General features: G+C 71.7%; 12 protein-coding genes. 6 read left to right on the forward strand and 6 right to left on the reverse strand.

Annotated elements, in window-relative coordinates; all coding sequences use genetic code 11:
* Positions 1-174: 174 nt before the first annotated feature.
* On the reverse strand, positions 175-2,760 hold the full coding sequence (locus tag G412_RS0105375; RefSeq protein ID WP_028811160.1) for a M14 family zinc carboxypeptidase: 2,586 nt from the start codon (positions 2,758-2,760) through the stop codon (positions 175-177).
* A 242-nt stretch (positions 2,761-3,002) separates the two neighbouring features.
* Here G412_RS0105375 and G412_RS0105380 point away from each other — a divergent pair, with 242 nt between their 5' ends.
* Both G412_RS0105380 and G412_RS0105385 read left to right on the forward strand, forming a co-directional pair.
* Positions 3,003-3,539 carry a GNAT family N-acetyltransferase gene (locus G412_RS0105380; RefSeq protein ID WP_051338181.1) on the forward strand — a complete coding sequence of 179 codons (537 nt, stop codon included), beginning with the start codon at positions 3,003-3,005 and terminating at the stop codon, positions 3,537-3,539.
* A complete protein-coding gene (locus G412_RS0105385) occupies positions 3,532-4,332 on the forward strand; it encodes an EI24 domain-containing protein (RefSeq protein ID WP_028811162.1) in 801 nt (266 codons plus the stop codon). Before G412_RS0105380 ends, G412_RS0105385 begins: the two co-directional genes overlap by 8 nt.
* Here the strand turns inward: G412_RS0105385 and G412_RS0105390 are convergent.
* The gene (locus G412_RS0105390; protein WP_028811163.1) at positions 4,322-5,053 is read right to left on the reverse strand and encodes a carbon-nitrogen hydrolase family protein; all 732 of its coding nucleotides are present in this window, start codon (positions 5,051-5,053) and stop codon (positions 4,322-4,324) included. The genes G412_RS0105385 and G412_RS0105390 overlap by 11 nt on opposite strands.
* 72 nt (positions 5,054-5,125) lie before the next feature.
* On the opposite strand from G412_RS0105390, the gene G412_RS0105395 reads away from it, so the two are divergent.
* Complete coding sequence (locus tag G412_RS0105395; RefSeq protein WP_028811164.1) at positions 5,126-5,734, forward strand: LysE family translocator; 609 nt, start codon at positions 5,126-5,128, stop codon at positions 5,732-5,734.
* A gap of 13 nt (positions 5,735-5,747) precedes the next feature.
* Here G412_RS0105395 and G412_RS0105400 read toward each other — a convergent pair whose 3' ends face one another.
* Positions 5,748-7,061, reverse strand: coding sequence for a pyroglutamyl-peptidase I (locus G412_RS0105400; protein WP_028811165.1), 1,314 nt, complete (start codon positions 7,059-7,061; stop codon positions 5,748-5,750).
* Between the two features lie 221 nt (positions 7,062-7,282).
* Here G412_RS0105400 and G412_RS0105405 point away from each other — a divergent pair, with 221 nt between their 5' ends.
* The gene (locus G412_RS0105405) at positions 7,283-9,769 is read left to right on the forward strand and encodes a glycoside hydrolase family 3 protein (RefSeq protein WP_037647938.1); all 2,487 of its coding nucleotides are present in this window, start codon (positions 7,283-7,285) and stop codon (positions 9,767-9,769) included.
* A 379-nt stretch (positions 9,770-10,148) separates the two neighbouring features.
* Here the strand turns inward: G412_RS0105405 and G412_RS0105410 are convergent, their stop codons facing one another.
* Together G412_RS0105410 and G412_RS0105415 are read right to left on the reverse strand one after the other, a co-directional pair.
* Entirely contained in the window at positions 10,149-11,096 is a 948-nt protein-coding gene (locus tag G412_RS0105410) for an aldose epimerase family protein (RefSeq protein WP_037647842.1), read from the reverse strand.
* Between the two features lie 20 nt (positions 11,097-11,116).
* A complete protein-coding gene (locus tag G412_RS0105415) occupies positions 11,117-12,043 on the reverse strand; it encodes an SGNH/GDSL hydrolase family protein (protein WP_037647844.1) in 927 nt (308 codons plus the stop codon).
* A 341-nt stretch (positions 12,044-12,384) separates the two neighbouring features.
* Between G412_RS0105415 and G412_RS0105420 the strand changes: the two genes are divergently transcribed.
* Both G412_RS0105420 and G412_RS40060 read left to right on the forward strand, forming a co-directional pair.
* The gene (locus tag G412_RS0105420; protein ID WP_028811169.1) at positions 12,385-12,879 is read left to right on the forward strand and encodes a DUF3145 domain-containing protein; all 495 of its coding nucleotides are present in this window, start codon (positions 12,385-12,387) and stop codon (positions 12,877-12,879) included.
* An 83-nt stretch (positions 12,880-12,962) separates the two neighbouring features.
* On the forward strand, positions 12,963-14,450 hold the full coding sequence (locus tag G412_RS40060) for an outer membrane protein assembly factor BamB family protein (RefSeq protein WP_167546443.1): 1,488 nt from the start codon (positions 12,963-12,965) through the stop codon (positions 14,448-14,450).
* A 109-nt stretch (positions 14,451-14,559) separates the two neighbouring features.
* On the opposite strand, the gene fabF is transcribed toward G412_RS40060, so the two are convergent.
* Complete coding sequence (gene fabF, locus G412_RS0105430; RefSeq protein ID WP_028811171.1) at positions 14,560-15,822, reverse strand: beta-ketoacyl-ACP synthase II; 1,263 nt, start codon at positions 15,820-15,822, stop codon at positions 14,560-14,562.
* Positions 15,823-15,896 lie beyond the last annotated feature (74 nt).

A 15,896-nucleotide genomic window follows, 5' to 3' on the forward strand; every position in this document is an offset into this window, starting at 1 on the left:
CGCGTCGTCGTCCGGCGTACGGACGCGTTTGCTCCGCGTCGCGTCGCCTGACGTGAAAGGCCGCACCCCGGTGATGGGGTGCGGCCTTTCGTCATGGCCCTGGGAAGCCGCTGCCCCAGGCCCCGATCCTCCAGCGCCGGAGGGGCTGGAGTGCCCCGAGGGGTTGTTCGCGGCTCAGCCCGCCGAGTTGATCAACGCCCGGCCGACCTGCGCGAAGGCGCCCTTCGGGTGCGCGCGGAACAGCGGCTCCGTGCCGAACAGCACGACTCCCGCGCCCTTCGCCGACGTACCACTGACGACAGCCGCCTTGCCTGCCGCGTCCCGCGGGCCGCCGCTGCCGCCCTCCGCCGCCCGCCAGTGGCCGGAGACGAGAGGGTTGCCCGCGCCGTAGGACTGCTCGACGCGTACGCCCGGACCGAGGTCGGTGAACCACATCGGCGAGTAGACGAAGGTGTGCTCCGGCGCGCCGCCGGACACAGCGCCGCCCGCGTTGACGACCCGGACGACTCCGTTGGCGTCCCCGTTGCCCTCGACCGGCTTCGCCGCCAGCAGACCGGCTTCGGCGTTGAGCGCCGCCCCCGCCGCGCCACGCCCGACCACGCCGCCGCCCCCGGCCAGGAACGCGTCGAGCGCGCCCCGCGCGGCCGCGTCGAGCTTCCCGTACTCCAGCCCGGACGACACGAACAGCACGTCCGCCTTCGACCAGTCGAAGCCCGCGTTGAGCGCCGCCGTCGAGACCGGCAGCACCTCGAAGCCCATCTCGCGCAGCGCGAACAGCTCGCCGGACGTGACCGCCGCCGCGACCCTGGTGCGGTGCAGCGCGACCACCCCCTTGGCCTTGGTGGCGTGGAAGGCGACGCCGTACCGGCCGGCGAGAGCTGCGGCCTTCTTGCGGGCCGAAGCGGTCACGAGCGCGCTGCCGTCGGCCGTACGCCGCACCTTCACGCCCTCCCTGAGGAGGGAGTTGAGCGCGGCGAGCTCCCTGGGATCGTCGAGCCGCAGCTGAAGGTCACCGCGCGGAGCGACGTAACCGGCCGATGACGCGGCATGCACCGGACGTCCCGGAACATCCACCCCACCCGGTGCCTTCCGCACCTTGTCCACACTCGCGCCCCACAGCAGACCGAGGCTCCAGCCCGAGATGTCGTACATCGTGGAGACGTCCCCGCTGATGTCCCGCCCCTCGTGCAGGATCACGTTGGCCAGCCCGCGCTTCGGCTGGCGCATGTCGACGACGTACGACCCCGCCTCGTACGACCGCCCGCCCAGCCGGAAGTCCCGGCGCGCGCGCTCGACGCGGACGTCATTGGCGACGAGGTGGTCGACGAGCCGGGCGGCGGCCGTCGCGGAACGCTGACTCCGGCCCGCCGGGACGACGTACGCCCGTGGGAAGTCCGTCGTGTACACGTCCTCGGGCCCGATGCCGGGCACCCCCGGAACGGTCTCCTCCGACACCGGCACCTGGGCGGCACCCGTCGCGCCGCGCCGAAACGTCTCGATCTGGTCGGCGACGACCGACGACCGTTTCGCGGCCGTGTAGTCGAGGGTCGCGCGCATCGCCGCGCCCGCGATGTCCGTGTTGATCGCGGCCCTGCGGCGCAGCTCGGCGACCGGCAGGGTGTCGTACGACCGGTTGTTGACCTGCATCGGGAACTCGATGGTGTGCGCCGCGACCGCGCCCTGGAAGGGCATGTACTGCGGCGTGAAGATCGGCGGCCAGTCGTCCCAGCCCTCCTCCTGGTCGCGGAAGGGGATGACGGCGGGCTCGACGCCGTCCTTCTCCGCCGTGTAACCGAGGCCGTTGACGGCGGCCTCCATGCCGAGCGCGTTGGCGTAGGAATTCTTCAGGAAGAGGTCGTACTCGTAATTCTCGCCGTGCGGCGGGGTCGTCGGCTCGATGAGCGTGCCGTTGACGTACCCGTGCAGGTCGATCATGACGGCCGGCTGCTTGTCGATGGCGATCTGCCGGATCGCGCGCGCCTCGGGCTGGGTGGCGGTGATGAAGTCCCGGTTGAGGTCGAAGCCGTTGGCGTTGGCGCGGGTGCCGGCGATGCGCCCGTCGGGGTTGGCGGTCACGTTCAGATAGATACGGGTCTTCGCCAGCAGATCGGCGGTCTTGCGGTCCTTCGCCTTCGCCAGCTCCTCGACGAGCTTGAGGGCGGCGTCCGTGCCCTCCCACTCGTTGCCGTGGATGTTGTTGTTGATGAACACGGGCGCCTTGTAAGCGGCCTTGATACGCCGGTCCTTGGCGGCGGCGGCCGGCGCGTTCTCGATCAGCTCCCGCATCCGCTCCTGCTCGCGGGCCTCGCGGGAACTCTCGGGCGCGGTGACCGTCACCAGATAGAGCTGATGTCCGCCGGCGGACTTCCCGGCAACCTCGACGCTGACCCGGTCGCTGCCCAGCTTCTGCAGCTCGTTGAGTTTCGGGGCGATGGAGTGGTACGGCGTGAGCCCCAGCTTGATGGATTTGTCGGCCGGATTCGGAGCGGGCGCGGTGAGGTGCGTACGGCGCGGATACCCGCCAGTGCTCCGCCGCGGCCCGGAGTACGCCCGGTCGGCGTCGAGCGCCTGCGCGGCGGCGTCCGCCGGGGTGCGGGCCGCCGACCCCTGCCCGGCGGCCCGCTCCCGGTGCACGCCGTCCCCGTCGCCGCCGGACCCGGGCGGGCCGGGCTGTGCGGTCGCGGTGACGGGGAAGAGCAGGACCGCGCTCGCCATGGCGGCGGTCGTGAGGAGGAGGGGTCTCGGTATGCCTGTGCCCATGCGTGTGTCTCCGGGTGCGTCGGAAGCGATCAGAGAAGATCGTTACGCAGGGTCTACCTGCTGAATCCCGCAACGACAAGGGGGCCTTGAACGCAAGCCCCGCGTGCCGGTCCCCTCCCTCTCCCCGCGCGAGCTCCTCCGCGCCCCCATGCCAGCCCCTCCGCGCCGGGCCCCCATGCCGGCCCCGGTCAGGATGGGAAACCCGAGTGACGAGCGCAGCCGCGCGCTGTACGGTCCCGGCCATGCCGCCTCCGCCGCCGCCCCTGCCTCCCTCCGTACACCTGACGCGCCTGCGGGACGGGCACGCCGAGGCAGTGCTTGCCTTCGAGCGCGAGAACCGCGGCTACTTCGCGCGCTCCGTGCCCGACCGGGGCGACGACTACTTCACCCGGTTCGCGTCCCGGCACGCCGCCCTGCTCGCCGAGCAGGAAACCGGCCTCTGCCACTTCCACGTCCTCCTCGACGACCACGGCGCCGTACTCGGCCGCGTCAACCTGGTCGACGTCGCGGACGGCAGCGCCGATCTCGGCTATCGCATCGCCGAACGCGCCACCGGGCGCGGCCTGGCCGCAGCCGCCGTGCGCGAGATCCGCGCCCGCGCCGCCACCGACTACGGCCTCACGGCCCTCACCGCCGCCACCACGCTCGACAACCCCGCCTCCCGCGCCGTCCTGACCCGCAACGGCTTCGTCCCGGCGGGCGACATCGAGCTGGACGGCCGGCCGGGTACGCGGTTCCGGCTCCGCATCGGCCAGTGGATAAGCTCGTCACATGCGTGATCTCAGGGTGGGTTTCGGTTACTTGATGAAGGGCCAGCGCTGGGCCGGCCGGCACGGCAAGTCCTACGGCTTCGGACTGCTGCCCGGCCTGGTGACCTTCGTGCTGTACGCCGGTGCCCTCATCGGGCTCGCCTACGGCGCCGACGACCTCACGGCCTGGGCCACGCCCTTCGCCGACGACTGGGGCTCGCCCTGGCTCGGCCTCTTCCGGGGTGCGCTGACCGCCCTGCTCTTCGCCCTCGCACTGTTCCTCGCGGTGATCACCTTCACCGCCGTCACACTGCTCGTCGGCCAGCCCTTCTACGAGGAGCTGTCCGAGCGCGTCGACCGCTCCGTGTCCCCCGACGGGACCGCCCCCGAGTCCGGCCTGCCGCTCATCAGGGAGCTGTGGATCTCCGCCCGCGACAGCCTGCGGGTCCTCGCCCGCGTGGTGCTGTACGGCGTCCTGCTCTTCGCCTGCGGTTTCATCCCCGTCGTCGGCCAGACCGTCGTTCCCGTGATCGGCTTCTGTGTCTCCGGGTTCTTCCTCGCGGAAGAGCTGACGGCGGTGGCCCTCCAGCGCCGCGGCGTCGAGCTGAAGCAGCGCCTCACCCTGCTGCGCGGCCGCCGCATGCTCACCCTCGGCTTCGGCGTCCCGCTCACCCTCGCCTTCCTCGTGCCGCTGGTCGCCGTCTTCCTGATGCCGGGCGCGGTGGCCGGTGCGACGCTGATGGCACGCGACCTGCTGGAGGAGCCGTCGGCCGACGCGGACGACACCGCAGGCGACGCGGCGCTGCCGCCCGCTACGGCGTAGGTACGCCGGCGAGCGCGAGGCCCGCCGCGTCCGGCGCCGCCTCGGCCAGCGCCGTACCGTCGGGGCTCCACACCCCGCTCAGCCCGCAGCCGTCGTACGCTCCCGCCTGCCCCACGTGGTTGGCGAGGACGACGTACAACGCGTGGTCCTTCGCCCGCACCGGGTGGACGGCGGCACGCTCCCGCTCGTCGTTCCCCTTCCAGTACAGCGAACTCGCCAGGTACACCCGGCACTTGTCGTCGGCGGCGCGTTCCGCGATCTCCGGGAAGTGGCTGTCGAAGCACGTCGCCAGCGCGAACCGCACCCCGTCCAGCTCGAACCGCCCGTCGCCCCGGCCCGGCGCGAAAACCTCGCTCTCGCTCTCGTACAGATGCTGCTTGTCGTAACGGGTGAGCAGTTCGCCGTCCGGCCCGAAGACGAAGGACGCGATGGCGGGGCGGCCGCCGCCGCCTGTGGCGGGGGCCGCGCAGTTGACGACGGCCGCCGTGGCCGTCTCGCGGCAGGCCGCCCTGACCGGTTCCAGGCGCGGGTCACCGGGCGTGACGAGCAGCGACGGGTCCCGCATGAGGAGTTCGAGCTCGTACCCCGTCAGGGCCAGTTCGGCGAAGACGGTGACGCGGGCTCCGCGCCCGGCCGCCTCCCGCACATACGCCGCCATCCGGTGCGCGTTCGCCTCGACGGAACCGGGCTCGGACGTGAACTGTGCGGCTGCGACGATCATGCCGTCCATTCTGCCTCCCCGAAAACGTGGACAGCACTTGATCGGCCGATGCGCGACGGCCAGCATCACCCCATGACAGAAGTGATAGCCGTAGCCGTCATCACCCTCCTCGCCGTCATCAGTCCGGGCGCCGACTTCGCGATGGTCGTCCGCAACAGCTGCCTCTACGGGCGTACGACCGGCCTGTTCGCCGCCGCCGGAGTCGCCGCGGGCGTCCTCGTCCACGTGACGTACACGATGCTCGGCGTCGGACTGCTGATCGCCTCGTCGACCGAACTCTTCACCGTGATCAAGCTGGCGGGCGCGGCGTACCTCGTCTACATCGGCGTACGGACCTTCATCGCCCGCGCCGACCTCACCGTCGACCTGGAGTCGAAGCCGGAACTCGGCCCGCTCGGCGCGCTGCGCTCCGGCTTCCTCACCAACGTCCTCAACCCGAAGACCACCCTTTTCGTCGTGTCGACCTTCACTCAGGTGGTCGGCCCGGAAACCCCGGTGTGGCAGCAGGCGGGCTACGGCCTGTTCATGTCGGCGGCCCACCTCGGATGGTTCGGTGCGATCGCGCTCTTCTTCTCGGACTCCCGGCTGCGCGCGGCCATGCTGCGCCGCCAGAAGGTGCTCAACCGGGCGATCGGGTCGGTGCTGGTCGGCCTCGGCGTCACGCTCGGATTCGCTCGCTGAACCGCGTGGGCGTCTACCTGTCGGCGGAAGCTCCCTGGCGAGCTTCCGCCGCCACCCGGACGATCGCCCGTACCTGCGCGACGATGTCCAGCCGGTTGCGTACGAACTCGGGGTCGCTCACCTCGGTCGTGTTGCCCGCACCGAACTGGAGCACCGGGGTGTGCACATGGCCGCCGGGCAGTTCACTCAGCCCCAGGCGGTCGCGGAGCAGCGTCGCGCGGTACGCGATCTCGTTGGAGAGGTAGTCGCCGCCCCCGCCGGCGCGGGCGGTCGAGCCCGTGGTCGGGCCGTCCGGCCGGACCACGGGGGCGGTGGCGCCCGCCGGTATCTCGGTCACCGACGTGTTGTCGTACACCGGGAAGCGGCCGGTACCGGCGGCCACGATCTCCTTGTACGGGAGCGTGGTCGTGGTCCACTGCGGCTGCGAGGCGGGATCGCCGACCGGAACGGTCTCCTTGCGCGAGACGTTCTCATTGTCCGGGAAGCCGCCGCGCCAGGCCCCGTTGAAGCGCTCGACGTCGATCCGTCCGACCCTGCCCTGGCTCACGGTGGTGAAGAGGTCGAGGTGCGGCAGGTGCGGGCGCAGGGTGCGTTCGACCGTGCCGTCCGCGAAGTCCTGCCACCGGACGGGGAAGACGGCCGTCTCGATCCGCGCGAGGCCGTCGGCGGTCCGTACGACCGTGCCGTCCAGCGCGAGCGCCGTCGCGCCCGACGGGTTGCTGATCCGGATGTCCCGGTCCAGCGTGAACGGATCGAAGCCGGTGACGAGCACCCGCTTGACGCCCTTGCCCTTGCCCTCGTCCATGCCCGCAGCCGTCGCCGTAGCCGTCGCTGCCGGGAAGCGGATCGTGTCCTGGCCGCGCGAGGACCGCTCAAGCCGGTCAAGGAGCTTGGCCCGTGCCGCGTCCGAGAGCCCGAACGGTGCCTGCCACTGGCGCAGTTCGCGCGTCATGCCGAGCCGCGCCCAGTACAGCGGCCGGTCGTCGTCCCGGCTCAGGTCCCCGCCCGCCGGCCTCCGTCCCTGCGCCCGCTCCACGGCCCGCCGCCACAGCCGCGATCCGTGCCGTACGACGGCCCGCTCGGCAGCGGCGTACGACCGCGCCTCACCCAGCGTCGCCCGGAAGTCCTCGGCCACGGCGTCGAATCCGCTGCGCCGCAGGATCTCCTGCGGGACGGCCCGGTCCAGCCGCTGCTCCTCGACGGTCGCGGGAGCGGGAGCGGAAGCGGGAGCCGGCTCGGCGGCCGACGCGGGCAGCGCCCCGAAGAGGGGCGCGAGGGTGAGGAGGGCGACGCCAAGTGCGTACTGCCGGGGGCGTATCGGGGACACAGTGATCCTTCCGTCGGGTGGCGGCAGTATCCCGGTACGCCTGTGGCTTGCGCTACAGGGGCCACGTTCAATCACGAAGGAGTAACGAACCCTACCGGTCAACAGGTATGCGAGTGACGATAGAAAGCGCGATCAGCGACAGAACGACAGACGGATCAGGACTTCAACGAGGAGGTACGGACGTGGCAGTCGATCCCAGCACCCGGAGCACCCCCGACCGGATGCGCGAAGAGGCCGTCGAAGCGGCCCTCGGCAAGCTCGGTCTCGAAGCCAAGGCGAGGCTGCTCGGCGGCCAGGACATGTGGTCCCTGCCGGCGCTCCCCGAAATCGGCCTGAAGTCCCTGGTCATGTCCGACGGACCGGTCGGCGTGCGCGGCGTCCGCTGGACCGCCGACGACCCGTCGGTCGCGCTGCCGTCACCGACCGCGCTCGCCGCGACCTGGGACCCGGAACTCGCCCGCCGCGCCGGCCGCCTCCTCGCGCAGGAAGCCCGCCGCAAGGACGTGCACGTACTCCTCGCCCCCACCGTGAACCTGCACCGCTCGCCACTCGGCGGCCGGCACTTCGAGTGCTACTCCGAAGACCCGTACCTCACCGGTGAGATCGGCTCCGGTTATGTGCAGGGTGTCCAGGACGGTGGTGTCGGCACCACCGTCAAGCACTTCGTCGCCAACGACGCCGAGACCGACCGCTTCACCGTCGACAACATCATCACCCCCCGCCCCCTGCGCGAGCTGTACCTCGCACCCTTCGAAGCCATCGTCAAGAACGCCCACCCCTGGGGCATCATGGCGGCGTACAACCAGGTCAACGGTGTGACGATGACCGAGCACCGCTACCTCCAGAACGAGGTGCTGCGCGGCGAGTGGGGCTTCGACGGCTGCGTCGTCTCCGACTGGATGGCCGCCCGTTCCACCACCGGCGGCATCGAGGGCGGCCTCGACGTCGCCATGCCGGGCCCCGCCACCGTCTACGGTGACGCGCTCGCCGGGGCGGTCCGCGCGGGCGAGGTCGACGAGGCCGTGGTCGACGACGCCGTACGCAACGTCCTGCGGCTCGCCGCCCGCGTCGGCATCCTGGAAGGCGCCCCGCCGGTCGTCACCGAGCCGCCGGAGCCGGTGGACGGCCAGGCGCTGGCCCGCGAGGTGGCCCGCCGCGCGTTCGTCCTCCTGCGCAACGAGGTACGCAACGAGGTACGCGACGAGGTACGCGACGCAGTACGCGACGAGGTAGGCGACAAGAACCGCGTCCTCCCCATCGACGCCTCGAAGACCCGCAAGCTCGCCCTGATCGGCGCGGCGGCCCGTGACGCACGCGTCCTCGGCGGCGGCTCCGCCACCGTCTTCCCCGAGCGCGTCGTCGCCCCCCTGGACGGCCTCGCCACCGCACTGCCGGACTCCGTGCTGACGTACACCGTCGGGGCCGACCCCAGCGAGGAACTCGGCCCCGCCGACAAGGGCTTCACCCTCCACGCCGTCTGCCGCGACGCCACGGGCGCCGTCATCGGCAGCCGCTCGCTGCCCGGTGGCCAGGTGCAGTGGATCGGCGGCGACCTGCCCGACGGCGTCACGCACGAGACGCTCCACAGCATCGAGATCAAGGGCACCTTCACCCCGCGCGAGAGCGGCGAGCACGCTTTCGGTACGCGCGGCGTGGGCGCCTTCACGCTGACGGTCGCCGGCGAGGTGCTCTACGACGACATCCAGCCGATGTCCGACGCTTCCGACCCCTTCGAGGCGTTCTTCGGCAACCCGGCCGAGCGGGGCCGGGTCCGTCTCACCGCCGGTGAGCCGGTGGAGGTCTCGCTCGTCCATCCCGTCGACAAGCCGGACGACGCCCCGCTCCCGGCGGTCGCGTTCTCGCTCCTCCACGGGGAGCCGCAGCGCGACGCCGACGAGCTGATCGAGGAGGCCGTCCAAGCGGCGCGCGCCGCCGACACGGCGGTCGTGGTGGTCGCCACGACGGAACGCGTGGAGTCGGAGGGCTTCGACCGTATGGACCTGCGCCTGCCGGGCCGCCAGGACGACCTGGTCCGCGCGGTGGCCGCCGCCAACCCGAACACCGTCGTCGTCGTCAATTCCGGCTCACCGGTGGAGATGCCGTGGCGCGAGGACGTGGCCGCGGTGCTGCTGAGCTGGTTCCCCGGGCAGGAGGGCGGCGCGGCGCTCGCCGACGTGCTGCTCGGCGCGGCGGAGCCGGGCGGCCGGCTGCCGACCACCTGGCCGGCGTCGCTCGCCGACGTACCGGTGATGGAGGTCACGCCGACGGACGGCGAACTGCACTACAGCGAGGGGCTGTACGTCGGCTACCGCGCCTGGGACAAGGCGGGCGTCACGCCGGCGTACGCGTTCGGTCACGGCCTGGGCTACACCACCTGGGAGTACGAGTCCCTGGAGGCGACCCCGGCGACGGCCAAGGTCCGCGTACGCAACACCGGATCCCGCGCCGGGCGGGAGGTCGTCCAGGTGTACCTGGCCCCACAGGCGGACTCGGTGGAGCGGCCGGTGCGGTGGCTGGCGGGGTTCGCGAGTGTCGAGGCGGAGCCGGGGGAGTGGGCGGAGGCGGAAATCACGCTTCCGGGCCGCGCGTTCGAAATCTGGGACGAGGAGGCCGGGTCCTGGTCCTTTGTCCCCGGCGTGTACGAGGTCCGTACGGGCCGTTCCCTGACCGAAACGCGCCTGACCGCAACCCTGGACATCCAGGCCTGACCCCCTGGGGCGCAGCCCCGGCCCCCGGTCCTCAAGCGCCGGACGGGCTGGAGGTGGCCGGGGTGTGCTGGGGCTCCGCCCCAGACCCCGCTCCTCAAACGCCGGAGGGGCTGGATTTGGTTGCGGCAACCATCCAGCCCGTCCGGCGTTTGAGGACACGCCCGTAGGGCGTCCGGGGGTCTGGGGGCTTGCCCCCAGTTCGGGAAGGGGCGGGTAGGGGAAAGCCCCGCGCAGCGGCCACAGCACCCGCACCGCGCCCGCGCCCGCACCCCACCGCACCTGTGCCCGCACCGCACCCGTGCCCGCGCCGCACCGCACCCGCGCCCGCACCGCGCCCGCTCCGCACCGCACCCGCACCGCACCCCACCGCCCCCGCCCCCTACCCCCGCACCCCAAACCCGTACACCGTCGCCGACGCGAATACCTCGCCCGGTCGCAGGACCACCCCCGGAAACTCCGGGCGGTTCGGTGAATCGGGGAAGTGCTGGGTCTCCAGCGCCACCCCGTCGAACCCGTCCGGCGTGTACACCTGCACCCCCGGCTCCGTCGTAGCGACCGTCACCACCCGCCCCGACCCGGCGTCGTACAGCTCGCCCACCACCTCGGCCCCGCCCGTAACACCCTTGTCCAGCACGAAGTTGTGGTCGTACCCGCCCCCGAGCACCCGCGCCGCGCGGAAGTCGAACCGGGACCCGGCCACCCCCCGGATCTCCCCCGTCGGTATCCCTCCACCGTCCACCGGCGTCATCGCCCCCGCCGCGAGTCGCAGCTCGTACGGGCCGCCACCCCCGAGACTCCAGTACGTGTGGTTCGTCAGGTTCACCACCGTCGGCGCGTCCGTCACCGCGCGGTAGGCGATCCGCAGCGCCCCGCCCTCCTCCAGCGTGTACGTCGCCGAGACCTCGACACGCCCGGGAAAGCCCTCCTCACCGTCGGGGCTGACCCGCGAGAGCCGCACGCCGTACGGAGTGGCCCGCGCGTCCCACACCCGCTTGTCGAAGCCGCGCTCGCCGCCGTGCAGACTGTGCGGCCCCCCGTTGCGCGCCAGCGCGTACGTCCGCCCGTCCAGCGTGAAGGTCCCGCCCGCGATCCGGTTCGCGTACCGCCCGACCAGTGCCCCGAAGTACGGCTCCGGGCAGTCCAGGTACCCCGCGAGATCATCGAAACCGACCACCGCATCGCTCACACTCCCGTCCCGGTCCGGCGTCCGGACCGACTGGACGATCCCGCCGTACGTCAGAACGCGCACCACCACCCCGTCCCGTTCCAGGACCCAGCGATGGATGGGCGTGCCGTCGGCGAGCGTGCCGAAGAGTTCCGCGGTCATGACCGGAAACCCTATGCGACCTACGCCGGAGGCTCTTTCGCCGTGATGTTGCGGTACGCGATCTCCGCCAGCCGCCGCTGCCCGTTCCTGCTCGGGTGGAACCAGTCCCACTGGCTCAACTGGTCGCCGGAGAACCGGTACTCGAAGACCGCCCCGCCGTCGTACCGGCAGCGGGTGTCCTTCGCGCACACATCCTTCAGCACCTCGTTGTACGCGACGACCCGCTCCCGCACCGACTCGCGCCGCGCCACCGCCACCGCGTCCATCGCGTCCGGGGACGCCAGCATCGACTGGCAGATCCCCAGCTTCCAGATCTCCTTGCCCAGCGGGTTCACGCGCCCCTCGGACCACAGCCGCTTCAGGTCAGGCACGCTCGACACGTACAGCTGCGACTTGGGCAGTTCGCTGCGGAGCTTCTTCACCGACGTCTCGAAGTACGTCCGGAAGTCAGCCACCGATGTCATGTGCGACACATCGTCACGGCAGGCGTCGTTCGCCCCCACCATCACCGTCACCAGCTCCGGCCTGTCGGCCACCGCCCGCGTCATCTGTTCCGGCAGCTCGGCCATCCGCGCCCCCGACTTGGCATGGTTCCAGGTACGCCCGGCCGCGCCCGCCGCGCCGAGGAGCCGCCACGCCACGCTGCGCACCGTGGCGTCCGTACCCGTCGCCCAGGACACCTCCGGGCAGTCGGCGAGGACCGTGCACGCGTCGAAACCGCGGGTGATGGAGTCCCCGACAGCGGCGATGGACGCCGGACTGCGGTCCCAGGCGGGAGTGGGCCGGGGGGACGGCCGTGGTCCGGCCGTCGAACGGCCCGCGTCCGCGTCTTCCCCCGCGTCACACCCGGCGAGCGCGCCCAGCAGGACAAGCAACGCCGCCGTCGCGGTGGCGACGGCGGCGTACGGCCGGCGCTCCCGGCCGCGTACCCGGCGGCGTATCCGCATCCCCTGATCCCCTCCGTGGCGTCCCCGTGGCGTCCCCGTGGCGTCCCCGTGGCCTCGCACTGGCGTCCTGGCGAGTGAAAGCTTCGTGTCCACGGCCGCCCGGACCGACAGTACGTCACCCGTCGGACGCCACCGCACGGTAGTTTTTCCCCGTCGAACCAGCAGCGCCCTTCGCCCATCCGGGGTTCCGGTAAATTACATCACGTCACATACTGTCCCTTTTCAGGAGATTAACTCCCGATGCTGTTTACTGTTGACAACCTCGGGAGCCGACCGGGAAGAGGCGGTACGGGCGCGAGGCCGCTGGGGAAGGCGAACCTCGTCCCACACTGGAGGTCCCGGTGACGACACGTGGAGTTCTGTACGTTCACTCCGCACCGCGCGCGCTGTGCCCGCACGTCGAATGGGCAGTAGCGGGCGTACTCGGTGTGCGGGTCAATCTCGACTGGATCAGACAGCCGGCCTCGCCCGGCACCTGGAGAGCGGAGTTCTCCTGGCAGGCCCAGCCGGGCACCGCCTCCAAGCTGGCCTCCGCCCTGCGCGGCTGGCACCTGCTGCGCTTCGAAGTGACGGCCGAACCGTGCCCCACGGCCGAGGGCGAGCGCTACAGCTCGACCCCCGGCCTCGGCATCTTCCACGCCGTCACCGGAATGCACGGCGACATCCTGATCCCGGAAGACCGGCTGCGCGCCGCTCTCGCCCGCTCGGTGGGCGGCGAGACCGACCTGGAGGCGGAGGTCGCCAAGCTCCTCGGCAAGCCGTGGGACGACGAACTCGAACCCTTCAGATACGCCGGTGAGGGCGCCCCCGTGCGCTGGCTGCACCAGGTCGTCTGACCCTCCGTACCGCGCCGGCCCGCCCGCCATATACATTCCGCCCCACAGTGCACACGCGGTGCACCACCGGTGGGGAGTTGGTTGTGCGTATACGACCGGCGGCCAAAGTGGCCGCCGTCCTGTTGTCATCGGTCGTGATCTGCTGGGCCATTCTCTTCCATGCCCTGGGCTGGACCGCGCTGGTCCGGGAGAGCGGCGGCTCCTGCGCAGGCTCCGACTGCCCGGAGGGCCTGCCCGCCGTGCTCATCCTGGCGTTCGTGTTCTCCGTCGGCGGCCTGGTCCTCCTGGGCAAGGCGTGGCAGGCGGCGGCATGGGGCCGAGGCGCCACCGCCGCCGTTGTGGTGGCCGGCGTACTGGCTGGTCTTCTGCCCGGCCTGTACGGCTATCAATGGATTCGTGGGGAGAAGGTGGAGACCGCCTCCCCGTTGAAGGCCGCCGACCGGCTGGAGATCACCTGGCGGGCGCCGCAGGAACGTTCCGGCGCCGTCAAGGGGCTGCGCGGCTGGTCGGCCGGTGACACCGTCGTCCGGGTCCGTACCGACGGCCTGTCCGGCTACGCCGTGAAGGACGGCAAGGAGCGGTGGAACGTCGCGGCGCCGGTCCGCGAGTCCGTGTGCGCCCAGAGCGCTCACCCGTCCAAGGGCATAGGACTCGTCGCCTACGGGCGCCACAACAAGCCCTGCACGACCCTGACCGCCGTCCGGCTCGACGACGGCGCCACCCTGTGGAAGCGGACGCTCAAGGGCGAAGGCATCGGCAAGGGCATCGCGCTGGGCGGCGCCACCGCCGTAACCCTGGAGGACCGGGCGGTACGCGGACGATCGGCCGAGGCCGGTGGCGAACGGTGGCAGCGGCCCGTGCCGGAGCGCTGCCAGACCCTGGCGATGGGGGCGACCGCCGCCCGCACCCTGGTCGTCGAAGAGTGCCTCCCGGCGAAGCCCGACGGCATCGTCACCGCGCGGCTCCTCGCCCTCGACACCCGTACCGGGAAAGAGGAGTGGGCCGCGAAGCTGCCCGTGCAGAGCGCGGGTACCGCGTACGTGTACTCCGTCGAACCGGCTGTGATCGGCTTCCAGGAGACCGACCAACGGGGCGTCCGCGCGGTGCTCGCCTTCGACGAGCGGGGCGCCCGGCGCGCGGCCGTGCCGTTCTCCGGCCGGTCCGGTGACCTCGACATCAGGCGGTCCGAGAGCGACCTGAAGGCCGAGGGCCCCTTCGTGGCGGGCGACACGCTGGTCGCCGCCGTGCAGAAGCCGGGCGACATCGTGCCCCAGTACGTCGCCGGTTTCTCCATCGCGGACGGCCGGGAACTGTGGCGTACCGGGGATCTCGGCAACATCGGCGCGCTCGCCCTCCGCGACGACGGCCGGGTGGCGGTGCTGACCGCCGAATGGCCCCGCTCGGACATCGTCGTGCTCGACCCCGCGGCCGGGGGCGCGGTGACGAAGAAGACGACGCTGGGGAAGGAGGCGCCGGTGTCGATCGACGCCGACATGCTCGCGGTCCGTGACTCCTATGTCGTCGTCAACCGGTACACCGACGGCGAACCGCCGGTCTTCGCCCTGCGCTGACCTCGCGACAGGTACGGAACACGGAACGGCGAAGGCCCTGCCGGGAAGCACGGAGCTTCCCGGCAGGGCCTTTCGGCTGTGTGCGGTCGTGGCTGTGTGCGGTCGTGGATCAGACCGAACGGAAGGCCAGGACCACGTTGTGGCCGCCGAAGCCGAACGAGTTGTTGATCGCGGCGATCGTGCCCTCGGGCAGCGCGCGCGGCTCGCCGCGCACGATGTCCGCGTCGACATCGGCGTCGAGGTCGTCGACGTTGATGGTCGGCGGGGCCGTCCGGTGGTGCAGCGCCAGCACCGTCGCGACGGTCTCGATGCCGCCGGCGCCACCCAGCAGGTGGCCGGTCATCGACTTCGTGGCGGAGATCGCCACATGGTCGAGGTCGTCACCGAGGACCTTGCGCAGCGCCTTGATCTCGGCGACGTCGCCCTGCGGGGTCGAGGTGGCGTGCGCGTTGAGGTGCACGATCTCGGCCGGCTTGAGGCCGGTGTCGTCGAGCAGGTTCTGCATGGCGACGGCGATACCGCGGCCGCTCGGCTCGGGCTGCGCGATGTGGTGGGCGTCCGCGGACAGACCCTGGCCGACCACCTCGCAGTACACCCGCGCACCACGCGCGGCGGCGTGCTCGGCCGACTCCAGGACGACGACGCCCGCGCCCTCGCCGAGGACGAAGCCGTCACGGCCCGTGTCGTACGGACGCGAGGCCTTCTCGGGCTCGTCGTTGCTCTTGGACATCGCCATCATGTTGGCGAAGGCCGCGATCGGCAGCGGGTGGATCGCCGCCTCGGTACCGCCGGCGACGACCACGTCGGCGCGGCCGGTACGGATCATCTCGACGGCGTAACCGATGGCTTCGGCGCCCGACGCGCACGCGGAGACCGGAGTGTGCACGCCGGCCTGGGCGTTGACCTCAAGGCCGACGTTGGCGGAGGGGCCGTTCGGCATGAGCATGGGCACGGTGTGCGGGGAGACGCGGCGTACGCCCTTCTCCTTCAGCACGTCGTACTGGTCGAGCAGCGTCGTGACGCCACCGATACCGGACGCGATGACCGTGCCCAGCCGGTTGGGCTGGATCTTGTCGTCCTCGCCCGCCTTGTCGGTGTAACCCGCGTCGGCCCACGCCTCACGGGCGGCGATCAGCGCGAACTGCGCCGAGCGGTCCAGCTTGCGGGCCAGCGGGCGGGGAAGTACGTCGCCCGGGTCGACGGCCGCCAGGGCCGCGATACGGACGGGCAGTTCGGCGAAGCGCTCGCCCTCCAGGGGCTTGACGCCGGAACGTCCGGCCAGCAGACCTTCCCAGGTCGATGCGGCGTCGCCACCCAGCGGTGTTGTTGCGCCGATACCGGTGACGACCACGGTGCGATTGGTCGGGCTCACAGGAATTCTTTCTCCACGTGTAGAGGGTGCTGAATTTTCACGGCGCCACCGCCGGGCGGCGACACAGGACCGGC

Source organism: Streptomyces flavidovirens DSM 40150 (assembly GCF_000429085.1).
In the GTDB taxonomy this organism is placed as follows: Bacteria; Actinomycetota; Actinomycetes; order Streptomycetales; family Streptomycetaceae; genus Streptomyces; species Streptomyces flavidovirens.